Source organism: Limosilactobacillus antri DSM 16041 (assembly GCF_000160835.1).
GTDB classification, from domain to species: Bacteria; Bacillota; Bacilli; order Lactobacillales; family Lactobacillaceae; genus Limosilactobacillus; species Limosilactobacillus antri.
Genome location: NZ_GG700735.1, coordinates 70,548 through 89,711, shown reverse-complemented (window position 1 = coordinate 89,711; position 19,164 = coordinate 70,548). Strand labels below are relative to the sequence as shown.

General features: G+C 55.1%; 13 protein-coding genes. 7 read left to right on the top strand and 6 right to left on the bottom strand.

The features are described from left to right. The coding region (locus HMPREF0494_RS08590; RefSeq protein ID WP_007124566.1) for a phosphoglycerate dehydrogenase at positions 1–1,131 on the top strand (1,131 nt) is incomplete at its 5' end. A gap of 84 nt (positions 1,132–1,215) precedes the next feature. Here the strand turns inward: HMPREF0494_RS08590 and HMPREF0494_RS08585 are convergent. The 3 genes from HMPREF0494_RS08585 to HMPREF0494_RS11045 form a co-directional block, all read right to left on the bottom strand. Continuing rightward, entirely contained in the window at positions 1,216–2,247 is a 1,032-nt protein-coding gene (locus HMPREF0494_RS08585; RefSeq protein WP_007124565.1) for a PTS sugar transporter subunit IIC, read from the bottom strand. 551 nt (positions 2,248–2,798) lie between these two features. After that, complete coding sequence (locus HMPREF0494_RS11775) at positions 2,799–2,951, bottom strand: SMR family transporter (RefSeq protein WP_318635557.1); 153 nt, start codon at positions 2,949–2,951, stop codon at positions 2,799–2,801. After that, positions 2,881–3,120: an SMR family transporter gene (locus HMPREF0494_RS11045; protein ID WP_318635556.1), complete on the bottom strand. Its 240-nt coding sequence runs from the start codon at positions 3,118–3,120 to the stop codon at positions 2,881–2,883. Before HMPREF0494_RS11045 ends, HMPREF0494_RS11775 begins: the two co-directional genes overlap by 71 nt. Before the next feature lie 123 nt (positions 3,121–3,243). On the opposite strand from HMPREF0494_RS11045, the gene HMPREF0494_RS08575 reads away from it, so the two are divergent. Then, positions 3,244–4,593, top strand: coding sequence for a hypothetical protein (locus tag HMPREF0494_RS08575; protein WP_007124562.1), 1,350 nt, complete (start codon positions 3,244–3,246; stop codon positions 4,591–4,593). Between the two features lie 67 nt (positions 4,594–4,660). Here HMPREF0494_RS08575 and HMPREF0494_RS08570 read toward each other — a convergent pair whose 3' ends face one another. Then, positions 4,661–6,265 carry a bifunctional aspartate transaminase/aspartate 4-decarboxylase gene (locus tag HMPREF0494_RS08570; RefSeq protein WP_148466430.1) on the bottom strand — a complete coding sequence of 535 codons (1,605 nt, stop codon included), beginning with the start codon at positions 6,263–6,265 and terminating at the stop codon, positions 4,661–4,663. 165 nt (positions 6,266–6,430) lie between these two features. Between HMPREF0494_RS08570 and HMPREF0494_RS08565 the strand changes: the two genes are divergently transcribed. From HMPREF0494_RS08565 to HMPREF0494_RS08555, 3 genes are all read left to right on the top strand, one after another. Beyond that, the gene (locus tag HMPREF0494_RS08565; RefSeq protein WP_040458997.1) at positions 6,431–7,090 is read left to right on the top strand and encodes an NAD(P)-dependent oxidoreductase; all 660 of its coding nucleotides are present in this window, start codon (positions 6,431–6,433) and stop codon (positions 7,088–7,090) included. 363 nt (positions 7,091–7,453) lie between these two features. Continuing rightward, complete coding sequence (locus HMPREF0494_RS08560) at positions 7,454–8,773, top strand: MFS transporter (protein ID WP_007124559.1); 1,320 nt, start codon at positions 7,454–7,456, stop codon at positions 8,771–8,773. Between the two features lie 296 nt (positions 8,774–9,069). After that, positions 9,070–13,212 carry a beta strand repeat-containing protein gene (locus HMPREF0494_RS08555; protein ID WP_007124558.1) on the top strand — a complete coding sequence of 1,381 codons (4,143 nt, stop codon included), beginning with the start codon at positions 9,070–9,072 and terminating at the stop codon, positions 13,210–13,212. On the opposite strand, the gene HMPREF0494_RS11805 is transcribed toward HMPREF0494_RS08555, so the two are convergent. Next, the gene (locus HMPREF0494_RS11805; protein ID WP_040458996.1) at positions 13,209–13,472 is read right to left on the bottom strand and encodes a hypothetical protein; all 264 of its coding nucleotides are present in this window, start codon (positions 13,470–13,472) and stop codon (positions 13,209–13,211) included. The genes HMPREF0494_RS08555 and HMPREF0494_RS11805 overlap by 4 nt on opposite strands. Between HMPREF0494_RS11805 and HMPREF0494_RS08545 the strand changes: the two genes are divergently transcribed. After that, entirely contained in the window at positions 13,381–16,806 is a 3,426-nt protein-coding gene (locus HMPREF0494_RS08545; RefSeq protein WP_404803168.1) for a DUF1542 domain-containing protein, read from the top strand. The two genes, HMPREF0494_RS11805 and HMPREF0494_RS08545, sit on opposite strands and share 92 nt — an antisense overlap. A 155-nt stretch (positions 16,807–16,961) precedes the next feature. Here HMPREF0494_RS08545 and HMPREF0494_RS08540 read toward each other — a convergent pair whose 3' ends face one another. Next, a complete protein-coding gene (locus HMPREF0494_RS08540) occupies positions 16,962–18,323 on the bottom strand; it encodes a sensor histidine kinase (RefSeq protein WP_007124555.1) in 1,362 nt (453 codons plus the stop codon). A gap of 41 nt (positions 18,324–18,364) precedes the next feature. Here HMPREF0494_RS08540 and HMPREF0494_RS08535 point away from each other — a divergent pair, with 41 nt between their 5' ends. Further along, on the top strand, positions 18,365–19,114 hold the full coding sequence (locus HMPREF0494_RS08535) for a double zinc ribbon domain-containing protein (RefSeq protein WP_007124554.1): 750 nt from the start codon (positions 18,365–18,367) through the stop codon (positions 19,112–19,114). Positions 19,115–19,164: the final 50 nt, after the last annotated feature.

The following is a 19,164-nucleotide window of genomic DNA, read 5'->3' as shown; positions in this document are numbered from 1 at the left end:
TTAGCGGAATTTACTGCCGATTACCAAGTCAACCAGGCAGGGGCGGCCCCGGATGCCTACATGATCCGCAGCGTCGACTTGCATGACCACCAATTCCCAGCCGCCCTAAAAGTGATTGCCCGATGCGGGGCGGGCTTTAATAACATCCCCCTGGAACGGGCCACGGAGCAGGGGATTGCCGTGTTTAACACGCCTGGCGGCAACGCCAACGCGGTTAAAGAACTGGTCGTGGCCCTGCTGATTGCCAGCAGCCGCAACCTGCTCCAGGCGGCCCAGTGGAGTGCGCAGGCAGCTCCCGGGGCTGACATTACGCTGCGGACGGAACAGCAGAAGACCAAGTTTAACGGCCAGGAAATTATCGGCCGGCGCTTAGCGGTAATCGGCTTGGGCCACGTGGGCTCGCTGGTTGCCAATGCGGGGGTAGCCCTGGGGATGGAGGTCGTGGGCTATGACCCGTACCTGTCGGTTGAGTCTGCCTGGAACCTTGCGCGGGAGGTCAAACGGACGGCCACGATTGAAGAAGCAATTGCTGGGGCCGACTTTATCACGGTCCACGTGCCCAAAAATGAAGAAACGACCGGGCTGATTGGGGCGGCCGAGCTGCGGCTCATGAAGAAGACGGCGGTCCTGTTAAACTATTCCCGCTTAGGAATCGTTGACAATGCCGCGGTGGTTGCCGCCCTGGCGAACGGGAACTGCCAGCATTACTGCACCGACTTCAGCGAAGAACAAATCCTGAATAATCCGGGGATTACCATCACCCCGCATATCGGCGGCTCCACCCACGAAGCGGAGGCCAGCTGTTCGCAAATTGCCGCGCGTGAAATTATGGATTACCTGGCTACCGGGAATACGGTTAATTCGGTTAACCTCCCTAATGTTCAGGCCCCCTTCGCCGGCCCCTACCGGCTGACCATTATTCACCGCAACATCCCCAATATGCTGGGCCAGATTACTACCGCGATTGCCGGGGCGGGCTTAAACATTGAGAACCTGCTCAACCGGGCCCGGGGCGATTTTGCCTATACGATCGTTGACGTTAATCAAATGACGCCGGCAATTGAGCGGGCGGTTCTGGCCGCGCTGGACAAGATTCCCGCGGTCAGCCGGGTCCGACTAATCGAACGCTGATTACCATCTCCAATATAAAAAAGCTTCAGAAAGTTCAGGCTGGTGAACTGCTGAAGCTTTTTTTGCTGGGCGCCCGGTGCATTCCTACAAGTTGAGTTTCAAGTCCGTCGGCTGGATGAAGTCCGTCCGCTTGACGAAGATTAAGTTCATGAGGCCCGCACTGAGCGCGGGGACAAGGACAAAGGCGATGGTGACTCTTAACAGGAGAAATTCGCCCGTGGAATACTGGTAAGCGGTCAGCGGGCCAATTAACCCGGCAAAGCCGAAGCCGGCGGAGAAGGGGGTTCCGGTCATGTCAAGCAGGGCCGCACAAAGCCCCGCAATTCCAGAAGCGATGATGACCGGGATGAATAGCCGCGGCCGTTCCAACATATTGGCCATTTGAATTTTGGGCGAACCGAGGAAGTGGGCCAGGGTGCCGCCGAGCGGGTTGACCGTGGCGCCCATCCAGGCGAGCGTAAAGGAGCAGGCCACGATTCCCGCGTTGGCTGCCCCCGAGCCAACCCCGGCCAGGGAAATTGCCATAGCAATCGCGACGGAAGAAATCGGGGAAACGATCAGGACCCCGAAGATTATTCCGAGAGCGCCGCCCATCAGCAACGGGGACATCGTGGTTGCCGCCTGGGTCACCTCACCGATGGCGGTTTGAATTGCGACCATCACCGGCTTGGTAAGCAGGCTGATCCTGCCGGCGATTAAGAGGACCAGCAGGGACTCTAAGATAATCTTGAACTGGCCGAGGAAGCGGTCGAGGATGATGACCAGGATTGAAGCAATGAAGGTGGTAAGCATGATGTTAAGGATAATTCCTGACCCGCTAAGCAGGAACGCGCCCTTTTGCGGGCTGGCGCTGCCGGCGGCCACGAAGGTCGCAAGCGCCATTGAGCCGACCTGCAGAGTTGACAGCCGCAAAATCATGCCGACCGCAAAGGCGGCGATGAAGGGGAAGGCCGTTTGGGCGAGGGTAATCATGAAGGTAATGCTGGTCGTCACCGAGTTGACCGGACAAAACCGGAGCAGCTGGGACAAAAGGGCGCTAGGGATTAGCGCAATTACAATGGCGATGGCATTGCCGTTTAGTGTCGCCATCGTTAGTTCTTTCAGTTTGGCTTTCATAATGTGATCTTCTCCTTAGCTTAGTAATCGTGATTGCGAACGGGGGACTGCTCAACGGTGAAGCAGCCCCTTAGGCTGGGGATTGGTCAGTAGTGGCGGGGCAGGGGCACCTCCTGGATTTAACCATTGCTTGCGACTTTCCTCCTTAATAAACCAGAAAACCGGGGTTGCAATTTCTTGCAACACCCGGAAGCAGTTGGTTTCTTAACGGTCAGTTCCCAAATTGAGGCGGACCAGCTTCCGGATGGCTGAGCTCCTAGAAGCGGTCGCAAAAATTTCCGGTCCTAGGAATGGTGATTTAAGAACCGGAAAAATTCGTTATTTGCTTTTAACGTTGCTAATGTTGTCATTTCGCAAGACCTCACTCAATTTGGTTATACGTAATTATAATATAACTTTAATCAATGTCAATTTATTTTTTTAATCCAGACCTGGGAATAATAGAGGCTGTGGGCCGGCATTATTTCACGATCCGAGAACCGATTAGCAAGGACTAAATGAGAAAAGAATAAGAGAAACTAACCACTGGGCCGCGGTGCACTTAGGGCTGCTTAGTGGCCGCCAGCAAGGTTGGCAATGATGCCCCCCACTACAATTAACGCAATCCCGAAGACCTGCAGCCCTGAGGTTTGCTCATGGAATAAGAAGAAGGAAACCAGGGCGGCCAGGACAATTCCGGCACCGCCCCAGGTTGCGTAAGCCACGTTGAGCTTGATCCCCTTTAATGACAGTGATAGAAAGAAAAAACAGAATCCGTATGTATAGTAGGGTCCCGAGCGAGAACCAGAGCTGGGTAAAACCATTCGACAGCTTCATTAAGTTGGTCCCGATCAATTCCGCCAGGATCGCGAGTGCTAATTCCAAGTAGTACATAAAGTGATGCTCCTTTCAGGGAACCATTATATCGGCGGATTTTTTTAGAAGGCAGTCTTGACTTTGACTAAGTGCTCGCGAGGTAACGTTATCGTCACTGCATTTGTGCCGGATTGTATTATAATGAAAGTCAATCACCATGAAGATTGCGGGGGAAGCAATGTGGATAGTCGTCGTCGAACCATCGTCAGTTTATGCAGCCTGCTGGTTAACTTGCTGCCGTTTTTGACTTACTCGCTGCTGGTGCTGCAACAGCACGGAACAGTTACGAACTTTTGGCCCTTTGCCATCTTTTACGCCTTTCGGCACTCCGCGCTCCTGCTATTTCGTGACTGGGCTGGTCAGTACCAAGAACTGGGCAAAATTGGCCTGGTCAGCGGGCTGCTTGGCGCGTTTTGCGGGTTATTTGGCAGCCTTTCGCCAGTCGGGTGGGATTTATCGGCTGTCGGTCTTGGCCTGGCGTCATCGCTGTTTCCAACAGCGGTTAACCAGGGCAAGCGGGTAAAGGCAAACCGGGGAAGTGCTCGTCGGCAGCATTCGCCGTCGGAACAACTGATGCAGCTGGTGCTAATCGGGGCACTTTTGCTGGCGGTGGTGCTCTTTCAGCGGCCGATTATCGACTTTATGATTTTATTCGCCGCCAGCCTGGCCGCCCTGATTAGTGGTCAGTATTGGCACCTGCCCGTCCACGTTCCCAAGCACATTTACTGGGGGAACTACCTGTTAGCGGGGGTTCTCTTTGCGGCACTGTTTGTCATTCGTGTTGGCTGCAGCGTAGGAATTGGCCAGCCGATTGCGTGGGGCGTGGCCTTGCTAGCGCTCTTCTTGGCGCTGTTAATGATTTTGCTGCTCGCCAATTGGCACCGCCCACTAGCGGCGCCGGTTTATTATCAGCAAGCAATGTTCTACGGGGTCTGCGGGCAATACTGGAGTATGTACAGTACGATTTTTGTCGGTGCTGTGGCTGGTGTTAAGCTCTATTACTTGGTAATTGTCGCGTATTTAGCCGCCATTTTGTTTGGGCGGCCCTTTGCCAAAATCGTCTACCGCTACCTGCCGGGGGACCGGCTTGCCATTAATTTAGCGTTGACGACCCTGGGAATTGGGCTGACCTTCTGGCTGCCCAGCTACTTCCTGGGAATCTTTTTAATCCGCACCTTTGCCAGTCAGGTTCGGCAACAAACAATTAGCGAGTACGAAACCGCAACCGGCAACTGCCAAACTTCCTATATCGCCAATTACTATTATTTAACTGTTGGCGGCTTAACCGCCCAGCTGGTAATGTGGACGGCACTCCTGGCCTTCTTGAAGAGCAACGGGGTCGGCAGCGTCCTGGCCGCCTACGCTGGGCATCGCTTGTCAGTCGGTGCCCTGCCGGCAATCAACAGCACCCACCTGCTATTAGCCGGATATATGCTGGTTTATACCGCCTGGCTGGCCGTTAGTCGCTGGTGCCAGCGGAAGCACAGATAAATGCACGAAAAACGGGCCCCGAGACTTGGCAGATTGCCGAATCCTGGGACCCGTTTAGTGGCTTTGCTTATTTCGCCCTTTCCGCCGCAAACTGCTGGTGGTATTCGGCGAGCAGTTTGTTAATTTGCTGGCCGATGCGGGCGTAGTCATCGGTGGGCAGGTTTGCCAGCGAAATCCGCAGCTCGCCGGGCTTCGTGCCAAAGCCAACGCCATCGACCAGGACGACCCCGTTCTTTTCAGCCAGCCGGACGAGGAAGTCAACCTGTTCAAAATTATCTGCTAAGTAGTGCCGAAATTCCTGCCCGTAGCGTTTGCCGGCGAGCCGGTAAATGTCAATCAAGGCGTAGTAATGGGTGTTGGTTGCGCTCTTATCCTGGGGAATGCCAAGTGCGGTGTAGAGCTGGGCATAACGCTGGTTAATCAGGTCCCGGGTCTGGTCGATGTACGGGTCGCTTGCCCCCTTGTCAATTTCGTTCACCAGGTGGCTCAAGGCAAAGAGGGCCATCATTACTTGCTGGGGCGTGGAAAGGCCAGCCGTGTGATAAAGGCCGATGGACCGGCTGTCGGCACAAAGCCGGTCGATAAACTTCAGTCGTTGGGGATGCAGGACCACCGACCGGTAGCGGCGGTCGAGCTGCTTGCGCAGACTGAGCGGCAACTGGGCGATGGCCCGGTCAAAAACATTTTCATTGTTGAGGCCAATTACGCCCAGGCGCCAGCCGGTACAGCCATATAGCTTGGAGAAGGAATAGACGAGCATGGTGTTATGGGGCGCGGCCTGGTAGACGCTCTTGAAGTCTGAAACGAAGGTCCCGTAGACTTCGTCGCTGATAATCATCAGGTCCGGTCTTTGGGCAACCACCCGCCGGATCGCGGCCAGGTCCTTGTCGTTGAGGGCCTGGGCACCGGGGTTGGTCGGGTTGACGATAATCAAGGCTTTGATTGCCGGGTCCGCAAGTTTTTCGATTTCCTGGGGCGCAATTTCCCAGTCGTTTTTTTCGTAGGAGCGAACGTCGACTTCGACCAGTTCGTAGTCCTTTAGGAGCGGGATCTGGAGGTACGGGGGAAAGATCGGGGTGTTGATTGCAATCTTATCGCCGGGATTTAAGAGGTGGTTTTCCTTAAGGGAGTTAAAGGCGTACACAATCGCCGCCGTTGCTCCCTCGGTGGGAAACAGCTGGGTAGCAGCGGCGAGCCCGCTGCCCCGGTAGCCGATGCTTTGCAGGTAGTGGTTCAGGATGATTTCGGTCACCCGAAGGCAGCGATCGGGACTGGGGTAGTCGTTGCCCAAAACGCCATTGACCCACTCCGCGACCACCGCGTCACGCTGGAGCTGAAGCCGGTGGTGGCAATATTTCACCGCCGTCAGGAGGAAGTGGTCCTCGTCGTGTTCCGCGGGCTGCAGGAAGTGGACTAGCCGTTGGTAAATTCCGGCCGGCTCAATGTAGCCAGCCATTGCCGGCTTTGCCAGGGTCCGCTGCGAGTCCGCAACCCCAAATTGAACCAGCCGGGCTAGGGCCAGGCGGGCGGTGGTTTGAATCCAATTTGGGTTGCCCCGGCCGGCGTTTAAAAAGGTGTTGCCGTGTTCGTTCTTCCGGGCGATCTGCTGCATTTTGGCACTGATTTCAAAGGTGCCCAGGTGTTCCAATGCTTCCTCATTATAGTTGTTCATCATAGCCCCTCCTTAGAAAAAACGGTAAGCGCTTTTCTTAATCATACCACCGGTGTACGGGGAACAATAATAAAGTGAATCACATCTGGGAAGCCGTTTTCGTTGGTGATCCACGTCAGACATGATAAACTGACTATAAATATAATTATAAAGGAGTGCAGAGTGATGACTAGAGTTGGAATTATTGGCGCTTCGGGAATGGCCGGCAGTGCGATTTACAAGTTAGCTGCGGTGCAACCTAAATTAGACGTAACCGGGATCGTCCGGCATGAGAAACGGGCGCGGGAGCTTTTAGGATCCGACGCGAAGCTGTTAACCGGGGATGTCTTTGCCCTGACCGACAGCTTATTAGCGCGCTTTGACGTTATCGTTGACGCTTACGGAACCAGCCCGGCCCAGGCGGACCGCCAGACGAAGCTTGCCCAAAAACTGGTCAACCTGGCCCGCAAGGAAAAGATCCGTTTAATTTTCATTTTAGGCGCCGGCAGCCTGAAAACGGGTGCTGACCAGCACCTGTTCTTGGATGAAATTGCCCAAATCCCCGGGGCGGAAGACTGGATTAACACACCCCGCCAGCAGGTCAAGGAGCTCCGGTACCTGGAAACGGTCACGGACGTTGACTGGGTCGGAATTTCGCCGTCCGCAAGCTTTGAACCCGGGGCCGCGGCGGCGTTCGTGGTCGGCAGGGACCAATTATTATTTAACGCCGAACAGAAGTCGGTCGTCACGACCGGGACGGTGGCGAAGGTTGTTGTTGACGAAATCTTGGCACCCAAGCACCACCAGGAGCGGCTGACGGTTGTTAACACCACCGATCAACCGTAAATTGGAAAAAATTAAAATTTGATGTGAAAAGTCATTGAAATCTCATTATTGCCGTGCTATGATATGACCCATCGAATGAAGAGAAAGTGAGGATAAGGAAATGCTTTTTACTACCAACGCACAAGCACAGATCATTATTATTCGGATCATTAACTAGGTGATGCGGATAATTTAGTGCTGTTCGCATCACCGTTACCGGTTGTGCGAACAGTTGGGGTAAAGGCATTCCTTGTCGGCCAGCGAACTGTTCTGCAGTTTCGCTGGCTTTTTTGTTTGGAAAGGGAGTGGAGCAGATGGAAAGCGACATTTGGAAGCAGAGAACTAATCACCACTAACTAACTGAGAATTGAGAGGTAAATATTTATGGATAGTACAGTAACCAGTAGCGAAACAACGAGCAAGCTAACCTTACACCGGGATCCCGTCAAAACGGTGATCCTCGCGTCAATGATGGGGACAGCAATTGAATTTTTTGATTTTTACGCGTACGGCACTGCTTCGGCAGCCTACTTCCCGAAGGTCTTTTTTCCGCAGATGACGCCCCTGCTGGCGACCATGCTTAGTCTGTTGACGTTCGGGGTGGCTTTCGTGGCCCGGCCGGTCGGTTCGTTTTTGTTTGGCCATTATGGCGACCGCTTGGGGCGGAAGAAGACCCTGGTCGTGTCGTTGCTCGTGATGGGGGTCGCAACGGTTGCAATCGGGTTTATCCCTAGCTACCAGGTAGTGGGCGTTTGGGGTGCCTTGCTGCTGTGTATCTGCCGCTTTGTGCAGGGGATCGGCCTTGGCGGCGAATGGTCGGGCGCGGTCCTCGTGGCGACGGAAAATGCCCCGGCCGACAAGCGGGCCCTGTATGGTGCGTTCCCAGAGGTGGGGGCCCCAATCGGCTTCTTCCTGTGCAACGGTCTCTTCTTCGTTTTGGAGCGGGTATTGACGCCGACGCAGATGATGACGGTGGGCTGGCGGATCCCGTTCTGGGCGTCCGCAGTCCTCGTGGTCATCGGTTTATACGTTCGTCGCCGCTTGCAGGAAACACCCCTGTTTAAGCTGGCTCAGGAACAGGATAATACAACCAAGTCACCGTTACGCGAAGTCTTTAAGTCAAACTGGCGGGAAATCTTAAAGGGGACCTTTATGATGGGTGCCACCTACGCACTCTTTTGTACCTTAACGACCTGGGCGCTGGCGTTTGCCACGACCGCGTTGGGCTTTAGCTCGGCTGAATTCTTGCTGCTGTTGATGATTGCCATCGTTGAGTTTGCGGTTATGATCATGCTGACTTCGGTCTTGGCGGATAAGGTCGGCCGCAAGAAGGTGCTCCTGACCGCTTCGGTGGCCCTGGTTGGCTTCTCCCTAGTCTTCCCATACTTCTTAGCTGGCAAGCATAACCTGATGGGCGCAGTCCTCTTCCTGGGCGTTGGCTTCTTAATCATGGGGACCCTGTACGGACCGGTGGGGGCGGTCCTGCCAGAATTGTTCCCGACTAACGTTCGCTATTCAGGTGCGGGGATTGCCTATAACCTTGCTGCTGTGGTGGGGGCGGCCATGGCGCCGACGGTTACCACTTGGCTAATTGCTAATTATGGCCTGCACGCTGCTGGCTACTACATGCTGGTGCTGTCCGTTCTGGCAGTGGTTTCCTGGCTGCTGACCAAGGAAACTAAGGACGTTGATTATACTAAATAATTTGAAAACCATTGTTGGACTAGTGAGCCCAGCAATGGTTTTTTGGTTGGCACGGGGGCCTAAGCAACCGCGTTCGTTGGCGGGGCGGATAGTGTTGAACAATGGGTAAGCATCATTGTTGCTTATCACTGCGTTCTTGGTTATACTTACCGAATCAAAAGTCAGTCAGGACTTTTGATGTTGCATTTTGAAACAAAAGTCGCATTGGACAGATCGTGATTGGTGGTGAACAGTTTACACGATGATGAGTGCTGTGCAGCGTAGTAGTGAGCTTATTTAATACTGGGGAGAATAAGATGGTATCAAAAAATAATAAGAAGCTAATTGCCGAGCAAAATCGGCGAAATGAACGGCAGCGGTTTGCGCTTCGCAAGTTGAACGTTGGTGTCGCATCAGTCCTTTTGGGAATCACGTTTAGTATTTATGGCGGCAGTCAAGTCGTCGCACATGCAGATACTACGGACAACGGTGATCAGGCTGTCGAAACGACCGCAAATGATGGAACACTGGCTGGTAAGTCCGAAGTTGCGCTAAGTAACAATGAACAACGCCCCGCTTCAACCTTAGCAGCGAGTGCTGGTTCATCAAACGCTCGTCAAGCTCCCGCTCAGCAGAGTGCGGCTGCCGTAAACCCGGCTGGCGGGGCTGACCAGGCCCAAAGCCAAACCGCAACGGCCGTCCAGGGAACAGCCCCGGTGGCTAACCAGCAGTCCGCTGCTGCGTCGAATTCCGCAGTTACCGAAGACCCGAATTCGGTAACGGTTACTGACGCGGCGGGCTTTATTAACGCACTGGCGACCGGGACCGCGACGACGATTAACGTCGGTGCAGACATTAATTTAGCGACCCAAACCGATAGCGTTTATAAGGAAGTCGTTATTAAAAACAAGCGGGATATTGTCATCCAATCCGCGACTCCGGGCGTCAAACGGACGATTGACTTTTCGGGGTACTCCTTTGACATGGACACGCAAAATGGGGTGACTTTTAAGGACCTCGACCTGTACGCGCGGAGCTACTGGGGTGTTGTCTATGATGCTGGGGGTTACGTGTTTGATAACGTTACCTTCACTGGTTCACAGTTGGTATATACCAAGCCGAGCATTAACTCCACGGTCACGTTTAAAAACAACGTAACGGCAACAGCGGTGGGATCATACACCAGCCCGCTTGACGGCAAGGTTCGTTCGAGCCAGGGGGGTAATACCCAGCAGATCCTGCAGTTTGAAGGTGGGACCAACCGGATCGTCTTCGCCGGCAATAGCAACGTCACTTTGACGACGACTAATTCCAACCTCCTGGAAATTGATGGCGGCGCCACGACCATCGACGTTCAAACTGGTGCAAACGTATCCTTGAACCCCCACTCGAAGGGGAACCCGGAACCGCTGCACGGAATCGGGATCGGGCGGATTGCCCGCGCGATTGCCTCAAACGGTAATACGACGCTAAACATCGCTTCCGGTGCTAATCTGAATATCAACCTCCAAAAGGACGCCAGTGACAGCGACCTTCCCGGCGCCCTGTACTTAAATTCGGGCGCGGCGATTAACACTAACGGAACCCTGACGATCAACTCCAACGGCAAGCCGAACGCCAGCCGGTATGACTACATCCCGGTATACATCAACGGGACCGCGACGATTAACGTCGGCAACGGCGGGGAATTTGTCCTGACCGCGACGAACCTTGATAATTACAGCAACAATTTGATGTACGTCAATGGGAAGGGAACGGTTGATCTCGCGGCCCACTCCCGTTTTAAGGTGAGTGCTGACGGCAGCGGCGCGCTGACTGCTATTAACCTGTCCGACAACAGTACCTTTAGCTCTGACCAGCCGGACGCGTTTACCATCGACCTGTCAAAGAACACCAGCAGCGGCAAGGCCCTGATTAAAAACGGGACGATTAACTTTAGCCGGGTCAAGACCGTCAATGCGGACGCCACCACGACTTCAGAGCCGTTGGGCAAGATTGACGTAACTTACGACGCCAACGGTAACGTTAGTTCCTATACGATCGTGGCGCAGGATGAGAACACGGTTAAGCAGGTTACACCGGAACTTAGCAACAAGAGTTTTATCAGCCTGATCCAGGCGGGCCAGGACGTCACGCTGACGGATGTCCACCTTGACAAGAATAACCTCCTGACGGGAACGGTGGCTTCAAGCGGTGATGACAACCCAATTTACGTGACCGTGACGGTTAACGGTCAGAGCACCAACGTCCCGGTAGCGGGGAACTACACGGTTTACACGAATACTAACGGGACGGTAACCGCCAAGCCGGTGGCCTACGCTGCTGAAACTGGCGCGACGGGTGGCAACTTCTCCATTCAGCTGCCGGCAACGGGCTTAAACGATACCGATACGGTTGCAATCACGGCGACGAAGGACTTTGTCAACTCGCCGACGGTAAGCAAGACGGTAGCCGAACTACGGGCGGTTGATACGACCACGCTCAAGGGGCTGGTCGACGCGGCTCCGGCGCAAGAAGCCCAGAGCGCTTATTATAATGCCCCGGCCGCGGCGCAAGCGGCCTACCGCCAGGCGATTGCAGAGGGACAAGCAATCCTTTCGTCCACCACGCCAGTCGACCAGAGCGAAGTTGATACGGCCGTCGCCAAGATTCAAACGGCGTTAAGCGCGTTAACTGGTCAGGCAACCGATCTGGCGGCCCTCCAGACGGCTGTGAAGAATGCCGGAGCGGTTGAATCCAGCACCGACTACACTAATGCGGACGCTAACCTCCAGGCTGCCTACCAAACGGCAGTTGCGGCTGGTCAGGGCCTGCTGAACACTGATAACGCGACGCAAGCGGCGGTGGACCAGGCAGTGGCGGCGATTAAGGCTGCCCAAGCGGCCTTAAATGGTGACAGTAAGCTTAGTGCCAGTCGGGCAGCCCTTCAGCAAGCGGTTGATAATGCCGCGACGGTCAGAGCAACTGATCCGGCCTACTACAACGGCAGCCAGGAAAGCAAGCGGGCTTATGATGATGCGGTAACCGCCGGGCAGGCAGTGCTTGCTAACCCACAAGCAAGTGCGGCGGAAATTGGCCAGGCACTGGCTAACATTAATAATGCGCAGGGGAAACTGGATGGGACGGCTACCGACAAGGCCGCCCTGCAAAGCGCAGTAGCCGGTTCAGCCACCGTTCAGCAGTCGACCAGCTACACTGACGCTTCGCCGGCGCGCAAGACTGCATACGATCAGACAGTTAGCGCTGCTCAGGCCGTGCTGACTAACGCCAACGCGACGCAGGCCCAGGTAAACGATGCCTTAGCGGCACTTAATCGCGCAGCGGGGCAGCTCGATGGGATTAACAACCTTAAGGCCAGCGCTACGGCAGCGGTTCAGACCGCGCTGGACAGCAAGCTTACCGAAATCAACGCTGCTACCAACGTTGACCAAAGCACCAAAGACCAGCTGACGGCTGCTGCCAACCAGGCTGCTGCCGCTGCTAACACGGCAATTGCGGACGCTACGACTGCGGCAGCAATAAACGCCGCGCAAACCACGGGAGTTGCGAACATCAACCAAGTGACGGTACCGAGTTTAACGGGCTCTAAGGATGCCGCACTGAAGACCGTCGAGGACGCCCTGGCCAAGCAAACGGCATTGATCAACGCCGCTACTAACCTTAGTACGGCGGAACAGCAGGAGCTCATTACCCGGGCGACGGCCGCCGCTAACGATGCTAAAGCAAAGGTTAACGCGGCTACGACCAACGCTGGTGCTGCCAATGCTGCCCAGGCCGGTGTTGCGGCCATTGAGCAGGTTGTGCCGACGAGCCTGGCTGCTGCCCAAGCCGCGGCTAACCAAGCGGTTGATGATGCCCTCGCCAAGAAGTTAGCAGAGATTAACGCCGCGCCTGCCCTGACGACGGAAGAAAAGACGAAGTTAACCGGGGACGCAAACGCGGCTGCGCAGACGGCAAAGAATAAGATTGCCCAAGCCAGCACCAATGACGGCGCCGCCCAAGCCGGTCAAGCCGGTGTTGCGGCGATCGCTAACGTTAGCGTTCCCGCTGTATCCGCGGTTAAGCAGGCCGCTAAGGACGCCATTGCTAAGGCTGCCCAGGCAAAGGATGCGGCGATTGATGGTTCTTCCTTGACGGCCGAGGAGAAAGCGGCCCTCAAGAAGACGGTGGCGGATGCGGTTGCAAATGCCAACGGGAGGATTGACGCGGCGACGACGGATAGTGCGGTCGCCGCGGCCCAAGCAGGTGGTGAACAAACGATTAAGGACATTGCGGTTCCGCAAACGTCGGCCACGAAGACCGCTGCACTCGAAGCTATTGAGACAGCCCTTCAGCAAAAGGTCGCGGCAATCAATTCCGCAACTGAGTTGACGACTGATGAACAGCAGGAGCTGGTTAAGCAGGCGACGGCCGCGGCGGCTGCGGCCAAGCAAGCTGTGAATGACGCTGCAACGGCCTAAGCGGTTGAAAACGCGAAGGCCGCGGGAATCGCGAACATTGAAAAGGTTACGGTTCCAGACGCATCGGCCACGAAGACCGCCGCAATTAAGACGGTTAACGATGCGTTAACGACGAAGACCGCGGCAATCAATGATGCTCCTGGCTTAACTGCTGAAGAAAAGCAGGCACTGACGACCCAGGCCCAAACCCTGGCTAAGGAAGCCATTGCCCAGATCAATGCGGCGACGACCAACGCTGACGTTACGACGGCTAAGGACAACGGGGTGGCCGCAATTAACGGCCTCACAATTCCAGCAGCTTCTGCGACGAAGCAGCAGGCGGATGGTAAAGTTGACCAAGCGGTTGAAGACGCTAAACAGGCGGTCGACAACACTCCTGGTTTGACAGCCGGCGAAAAGCAAGCCGCTAAGGACCAGATTGACCAAGCTGCCCAAACCGCCAAGGACAATATCAGTCACGCAACTACAAATACGGCGGTCACCACGGCAGCCCAGGATGGGATCTTAGCGATTAAGAAGGCGGCTGCGTTAGCCGCAATTGATGGGGCAGCTGCCGTCAAAAATGGTACGGTGAACGGGACGCTCCTGACGGCTGAGGAAAAGCAGGACCTTATGGACCAGGTTGCCGCGGCGGCTAATGGCGCTAAGGACGCGATTAACGCGGCCACAACCGTTGCTGGCGTCACCACGGCTAAGGATACGGGAATTGCCGAGATTAACAAGGTTACCGTCCCGACTGTTTCAGCGGTCAAGACGGCGGCCAAGGACGCGGTTCAAAAGGCTGCCGAAAGCAAGCTTAGTGAGATCAATGCGGCGACAGCCCTCACTGCTGAAGAAAAGGCCGCGCTGGTCAACCAGGTCAAGAGCATGGTTGCACAAGCTGAACGCGATATTGACGCTGCCACTAGCAACGCGCTGGTTCAGTCGGCACGGGAAAAAGCCATTTCCGCCATCAATGCGGTGACGGTTTCGGCAACGTCGCCAGTTAAGGACCAGGCAGATGGGGCCCTTGATAAGGCTGCTGCTGCGGCCAAGGACCAGGTTGATAATACCGCCGGCTTGAGTGCCGAGGAGAAGCAGACCGCTAAGGACCAGATCGACCAGGCGCTTCAACAGGCGAAGGAGAATGTTGCGGCAGCTACGACGGACGAGGGCGTTGAAAATGCCCAAGCCGCAGGTCTATTAACCATCAGTAAAGTAACTGCGAAGGCGGCAATTGATGCTGCTGCGGCAGCGAAGAAGAGCGAAATTGCTCAGGCACCGTTAACGACTGATGAGGCCCAGACACTGACGAACTTGGTCGACCAAAAAGCTGCTGCGGCGAAGGCGGCAATCGATGCAGCCAGCACCATTTCAGCGGTGGACCAGGCTAAAGACGAAGGCGTGACTGCAATTAATGGTGTCAAGGTGCCTGCAGCATCCCCGGTAAAGGCTCAGGCTAATCAAGCAATTGATGCGGCCCTGGCAAACAAGACCAAGGAAATCAATGGGGCGGCAAACCTGTTGCCAGCCGAAAAGCAGGCCCTGCTTGACCAGGCCAACCAGGCAGCCGTCCAAGCTAAGGAACGCGTTGACGCCGCATCAACTGACGCGGCGGCTAATCAGGCCGCAGCCGCGGGGGTAACTGCCATCGCCAACGTTACGGTACCAAGTCTGGCGGATGCCAAGCGGGATGCACTTCAGGCCATTGAAGACGTCCTGAAGCAAAAAGTTGCCGAGATCAACGGCGCGGCCCACCTAACGGCACAGGAAAAGCAGGACTTAATCAGCCAGGCCCAGCAGGCGGCTGATAACGCCAAGGACCGGATTAACCAGGCAACGACCAATGATGACGCCGTCAAGCAGCGGGATGCCGGTGTTCAACAGATTACAAACGTCAAGGTCCCAACGCTGGCGGAAAAGCGGGCGGCAGCCTTGGCAGCGATTGATGAAGCGCTGGCGGCCAAGCAGGGTGAGATTAATAACGCTGCTAACCTGTCCGACCAAGAAAAGGCTAGTCTGACCAGTCAGGCTGAGCAGGCGGCGGCCCAAGCGAAGGCCAGCGTTAACCAGGCTACTGATGACGCCGGTGTTGCCCAGGCGGCCAGCGCTGGTGTTGCTGCCATCATGGGGATTAAAGTGCCGGGTCTTGGCGACCAGCAGGCAGCCGCGGTTGCCGCACTTGATGAAGCCAAGAAGAACAAACTGGCCGAAATTGCTCAGGCGGCGAACCTGACCGCGACGGAAAAGGATAAGCTCAACCAGCAGGTTAACGCTGAGTACCAGCAGGCACTTGCTAAGGTCAACCAGGCCACTACTAATGACGCCGTTGAACGGGCAAGGACTGCCGGTGTGACCGCCATCATGAACGTCAAGGTTCCGACCCTGGCGGAGGTTAAGCAGGCGCAGATCGCTGCCTTAGAGGAGGTCCGTGCTGCCAAGCAGGCCGAAATCAACCGGGCAACGAACATCAGCCAAGCTGAAAAGGAGGCCCTGCTCCAAACGGTGGCTAACGTTGCGGATAACGCAATCGACCAGATCAATGCCGCCCAAAATGACCAGGAAGCGGCAGCCGCGGAAGAAACTGGGATTAAGGGGATCCTTAACGTCACGGTCCGCTCCCTGGATGAAGTCAAAGTCAATGGCAAGCAGGCGGTTGCGGATGCTTTGCAAAATAAACTGGATGATATCGCGGCGGCCGCGAACCTTGATGCAGCTGCTAAGCAGGATCTGGTTGACCAGGCAAAGGAAGAAGCAGCGACGGCCGACGCCGCAATTGATCGGGCGACGACGAATGACCAGGCCTTTGCTGCGGCCAATACCGGGGTTGGTCAAATCCTGGGAATTACGGTGCCGACGTTGGCAGATGCCAAGCAAGCAGCCCTTAGCGCAATTGCGGACGCACTGAAGCAAAAGCAGGCCGAAATTAATTCCGCCGTCAACCTAACCGCTGGCGAAAAACAGCACCTGCTGGACGAAGCCAGCCAGCTTGCCGACCAAGCAACGGCAGCGATCGACCAGGCAGCTACTAACCAGGATGTCGAGCAGGCCGCGAAGGCTGGGGTTCAAGCAATCCAAGCCATCCAGGTACCAACGGTTGACCAGAGTCGTGACCAGGCCATCAGCAAGATTGACCAGGCACTTGCAACGAAGCAGGCCGAAATTAACGCGGCTAAGCTGAGCTCGGCGGTAAAGCAGGAACTGCTCGCCGCGGCCGGCCAGGCAGCTGCTAACGCCCGCACGGCAATTCACCAGGCGACGACCGCCCAGGAGATTGCAGCGGCAGAAGCAGCCGGAATCGCGGCAATTGAAGGAATTCAAGTTCCCGCTCCGGCTACCGACGACCAGGCCGGAACCGGCAGCCGTCCTCAGGTAACGGGTGATGCTAACAACCCGCAGCCGGGGAATGACCAGGCAACCGCTGATGCCCAGTCGTCGGCAATGGCCGGGGGCTTGAACGGCCAGTCAGCATTGAACGGTTCCAGTGACCACCAGCAGACCGGCTTACCGCAAACGGGGAATAACGCTCGTCGTGACCTCAGCGCGGCCGGATTATTGCTGGCCAGCCTGGTTGGCTTCCTGGGCCTTGCGGGCTTCCGCAAGAAGCAGGACTAGGAAAGTTAAATGCGGAGCGGGGAGCCCCCGTTGACGCGTAGCTAGTCTTTAGAGAGCACACAAATAGGGCTTCAGAGTTCGGCATTCTTTGCCGAGCACTGAAGCCCATTTTGCGTTCTGTCCCTTCCAGTTCAACCGGGAGAGTGGTCCCGCGGTTAGTTGTTAATTGCTTGGGGAATAATGATGGTCTGCTCTAGCCAGTAGTCATTGGAGCTGACTTCGTGCTGGACCTGGGGGTAACGGGCCAAAATCATCTGCAGGTTCTTCAGACCGAGGCCGTGACTGCTTTCCAGATTGCTGTGACCATTAGAAAGCTGCTGCAAGTTCAGGGCCTTTTCCCGCGTGGAGTTGCCGATCACGATCCACTGCTGGTGGTTCTTAGTGAACAGGGCGACACTGACTTTTTGGTCCTTCGACTGCTTGGCAGCCTTAATCGCGTTATCCATTAGGTTTGATAAAATCCGGATGAGGTCCAGTGGCGCGACGGTGCTGGTAAACTTGACCGGTTCACTGATTTCCACCATGACCTTTAAGTTATCTTCCAAGGCGCTGAGGACTTTATTATAGAGCAGGCTCTTGATATCCAGGTTGAGGACGTTCTTCAATTGCCCCAGGACACTTTCCTTTTGGGTGACGGTCTTTTCGGACGGGGTAATCACCTGGTTCAGCACCTTCTTAGCTTCCGTCACGTCGTTGTTTTCCAGACTGCCGGTTAGGCTATACAAAATATTCTTGTAGTCGTGGCGGAAGTGCCGCAGTTCATCGTACATTTCTTCAATGTGGCTGGTGTAGTATTGCAGGTTATTAACCTCATCTTGCAGGCTGACGGCCAGGGCCTTGTAGTGGTAGTAGTTGGTAAAGGCCTTGATCGCTAGCAGGGCGACGACCCCGTAGCCAACCGTGACCGCAATCGTTACCGGAAGCTTAGCCGGGTGGCCACCGCCGTTGACCCGGTACATGTAGAAGAGGAAGGTCAGCATCAGGAGGTTAATAATCCAGGCCAGGATCGGGTACTGGATTGCCACGACGTCCGTATACCGGGCGAAGAGCTTTTCGGTTGCAACGATAATCCCGTACGCGACCAGGAAGGAGGCAATGATCCTCGGGGTTCCCAGGATATAGTAAACAAAGTTATAGTCGGGAACTTTGACCACGACGTTGTACAGGGCGGTAATCAGCGAGCCAACGCAACCGAAAGTAATCATCAGGATAAAACTGGCGTAGATATACTGGGTTCCAATAATGTTAAACGAAATCCGCCGGTGAATGATAAGATAATAGATGATGATCAGCATTAAAATAATTACCAGCAGGTTGCCGACCAGGCTGATGGCGAAGGCGTACAGGAAGCCCGCAATGATAAAGTACCACCAGCGAAAGTGAATGTGGCTGAGGCGGCTGAACAGCAGCAGGTAGGCGCTGCCGTATAATAAGTTAAAGATAATAGCACTAAAAAACCAGTACAACATTGACGGATAAAACTGGGGAAGTAGTGCGGGAATATTGAAAAATTGCATGAGTTCCTCCTAAAAAATAATTTGCGGAAGTGAGTAGCGCAATGAAGATTTGTCCAAAGTGCAACGGGACCAACCCGGACCAAGCGGAATTTTGCCGCCTGTGTGGGGCCAAACTCCAGTATAACTTAACGATTAAGTGTCCCCACTGCGGTCGGCTGTGTTCGCTAGACCGGAAACGGTGCCCCAACTGCGGCACCCAGCTTCCAACCATCAATGGTAAACCTAAATTAAAGTTATTGTCACCCCACAGCTGGCTGGGCAACAAGAAACTGTTGATTAAGTTTGGCGCCGCACTGGTCATTATTGCGGGGATCCTCAGTGTAATTGGGGTCCTCAGCAACTCCACCTATATTTTTCACGCATCGGCTGGCCGCAAAATTCAGATCAGCTACCAAAACCAGCACCACCAGACGATCCGGAATGAATACTATGATGTGCAAACCAAGAACCGCAACTATGCAAATTATTTTGGCGGCAAACATAGTTATTGGCACCAGCAACGGGTCTTTAACAGCACCGCCTACTACTATGGGACAGGAAAGCAGGGCTACCGGAACCTGTGGCGAACGAGACATGGCAAGGTACTTGCCCGGTACCGGCTTAGCCAGCGCGCCGGCGCCCGGGAGAACGTAACGCTGATTGAACGCGCCCCCCGCCAGACGATTAGATTGGTTTCCAGTGAGCGCAACCAGATGAAGTTTTTGGACCAGTATAACGACAGTGGGACCTGTCACTATCCGGGGCGGCGGGACTTCCGCTACTATCAGCTGCGAACCTTTACTCAATACTAGTGAAGGGGCCAGCGCTCTGATTCTTACCTTATAGGAAAGCACACAAACGA

Bases quoted from the DNA above. Each gene is read 5' to 3' on its own strand.
- HMPREF0494_RS08560 (WP_007124559.1), top strand. From the start codon at position 7,454: ATGGATAGTACAGTAACCAGTAGCGAAACAACGAGCAAGCTAACCTTA.
- HMPREF0494_RS08575 (WP_007124562.1), top strand. From the start codon at position 3,244: ATGAAAGTCAATCACCATGAAGATTGCGGGGGAAGCAATGTGGATAGT.
- HMPREF0494_RS08540 (WP_007124555.1), bottom strand. From the start codon at position 18,323: ATGCAATTTTTCAATATTCCCGCACTACTTCCCCAGTTTTATCCGTCA.
- HMPREF0494_RS11045 (WP_318635556.1), bottom strand. From the start codon at position 3,120: ATGTACTACTTGGAATTAGCACTCGCGATCCTGGCGGAATTGATCGGG.
- HMPREF0494_RS08555 (WP_007124558.1), top strand. From the start codon at position 9,070: ATGGTATCAAAAAATAATAAGAAGCTAATTGCCGAGCAAAATCGGCGA.
- HMPREF0494_RS08570 (WP_148466430.1), bottom strand. From the start codon at position 6,265: ATGAACAACTATAATGAGGAAGCATTGGAACACCTGGGCACCTTTGAA.
- HMPREF0494_RS08565 (WP_040458997.1), top strand. From the start codon at position 6,431: ATGACTAGAGTTGGAATTATTGGCGCTTCGGGAATGGCCGGCAGTGCG.
- HMPREF0494_RS08535 (WP_007124554.1), top strand. From the start codon at position 18,365: ATGAAGATTTGTCCAAAGTGCAACGGGACCAACCCGGACCAAGCGGAA.
- HMPREF0494_RS08585 (WP_007124565.1), bottom strand. From the start codon at position 2,247: ATGAAAGCCAAACTGAAAGAACTAACGATGGCGACACTAAACGGCAAT.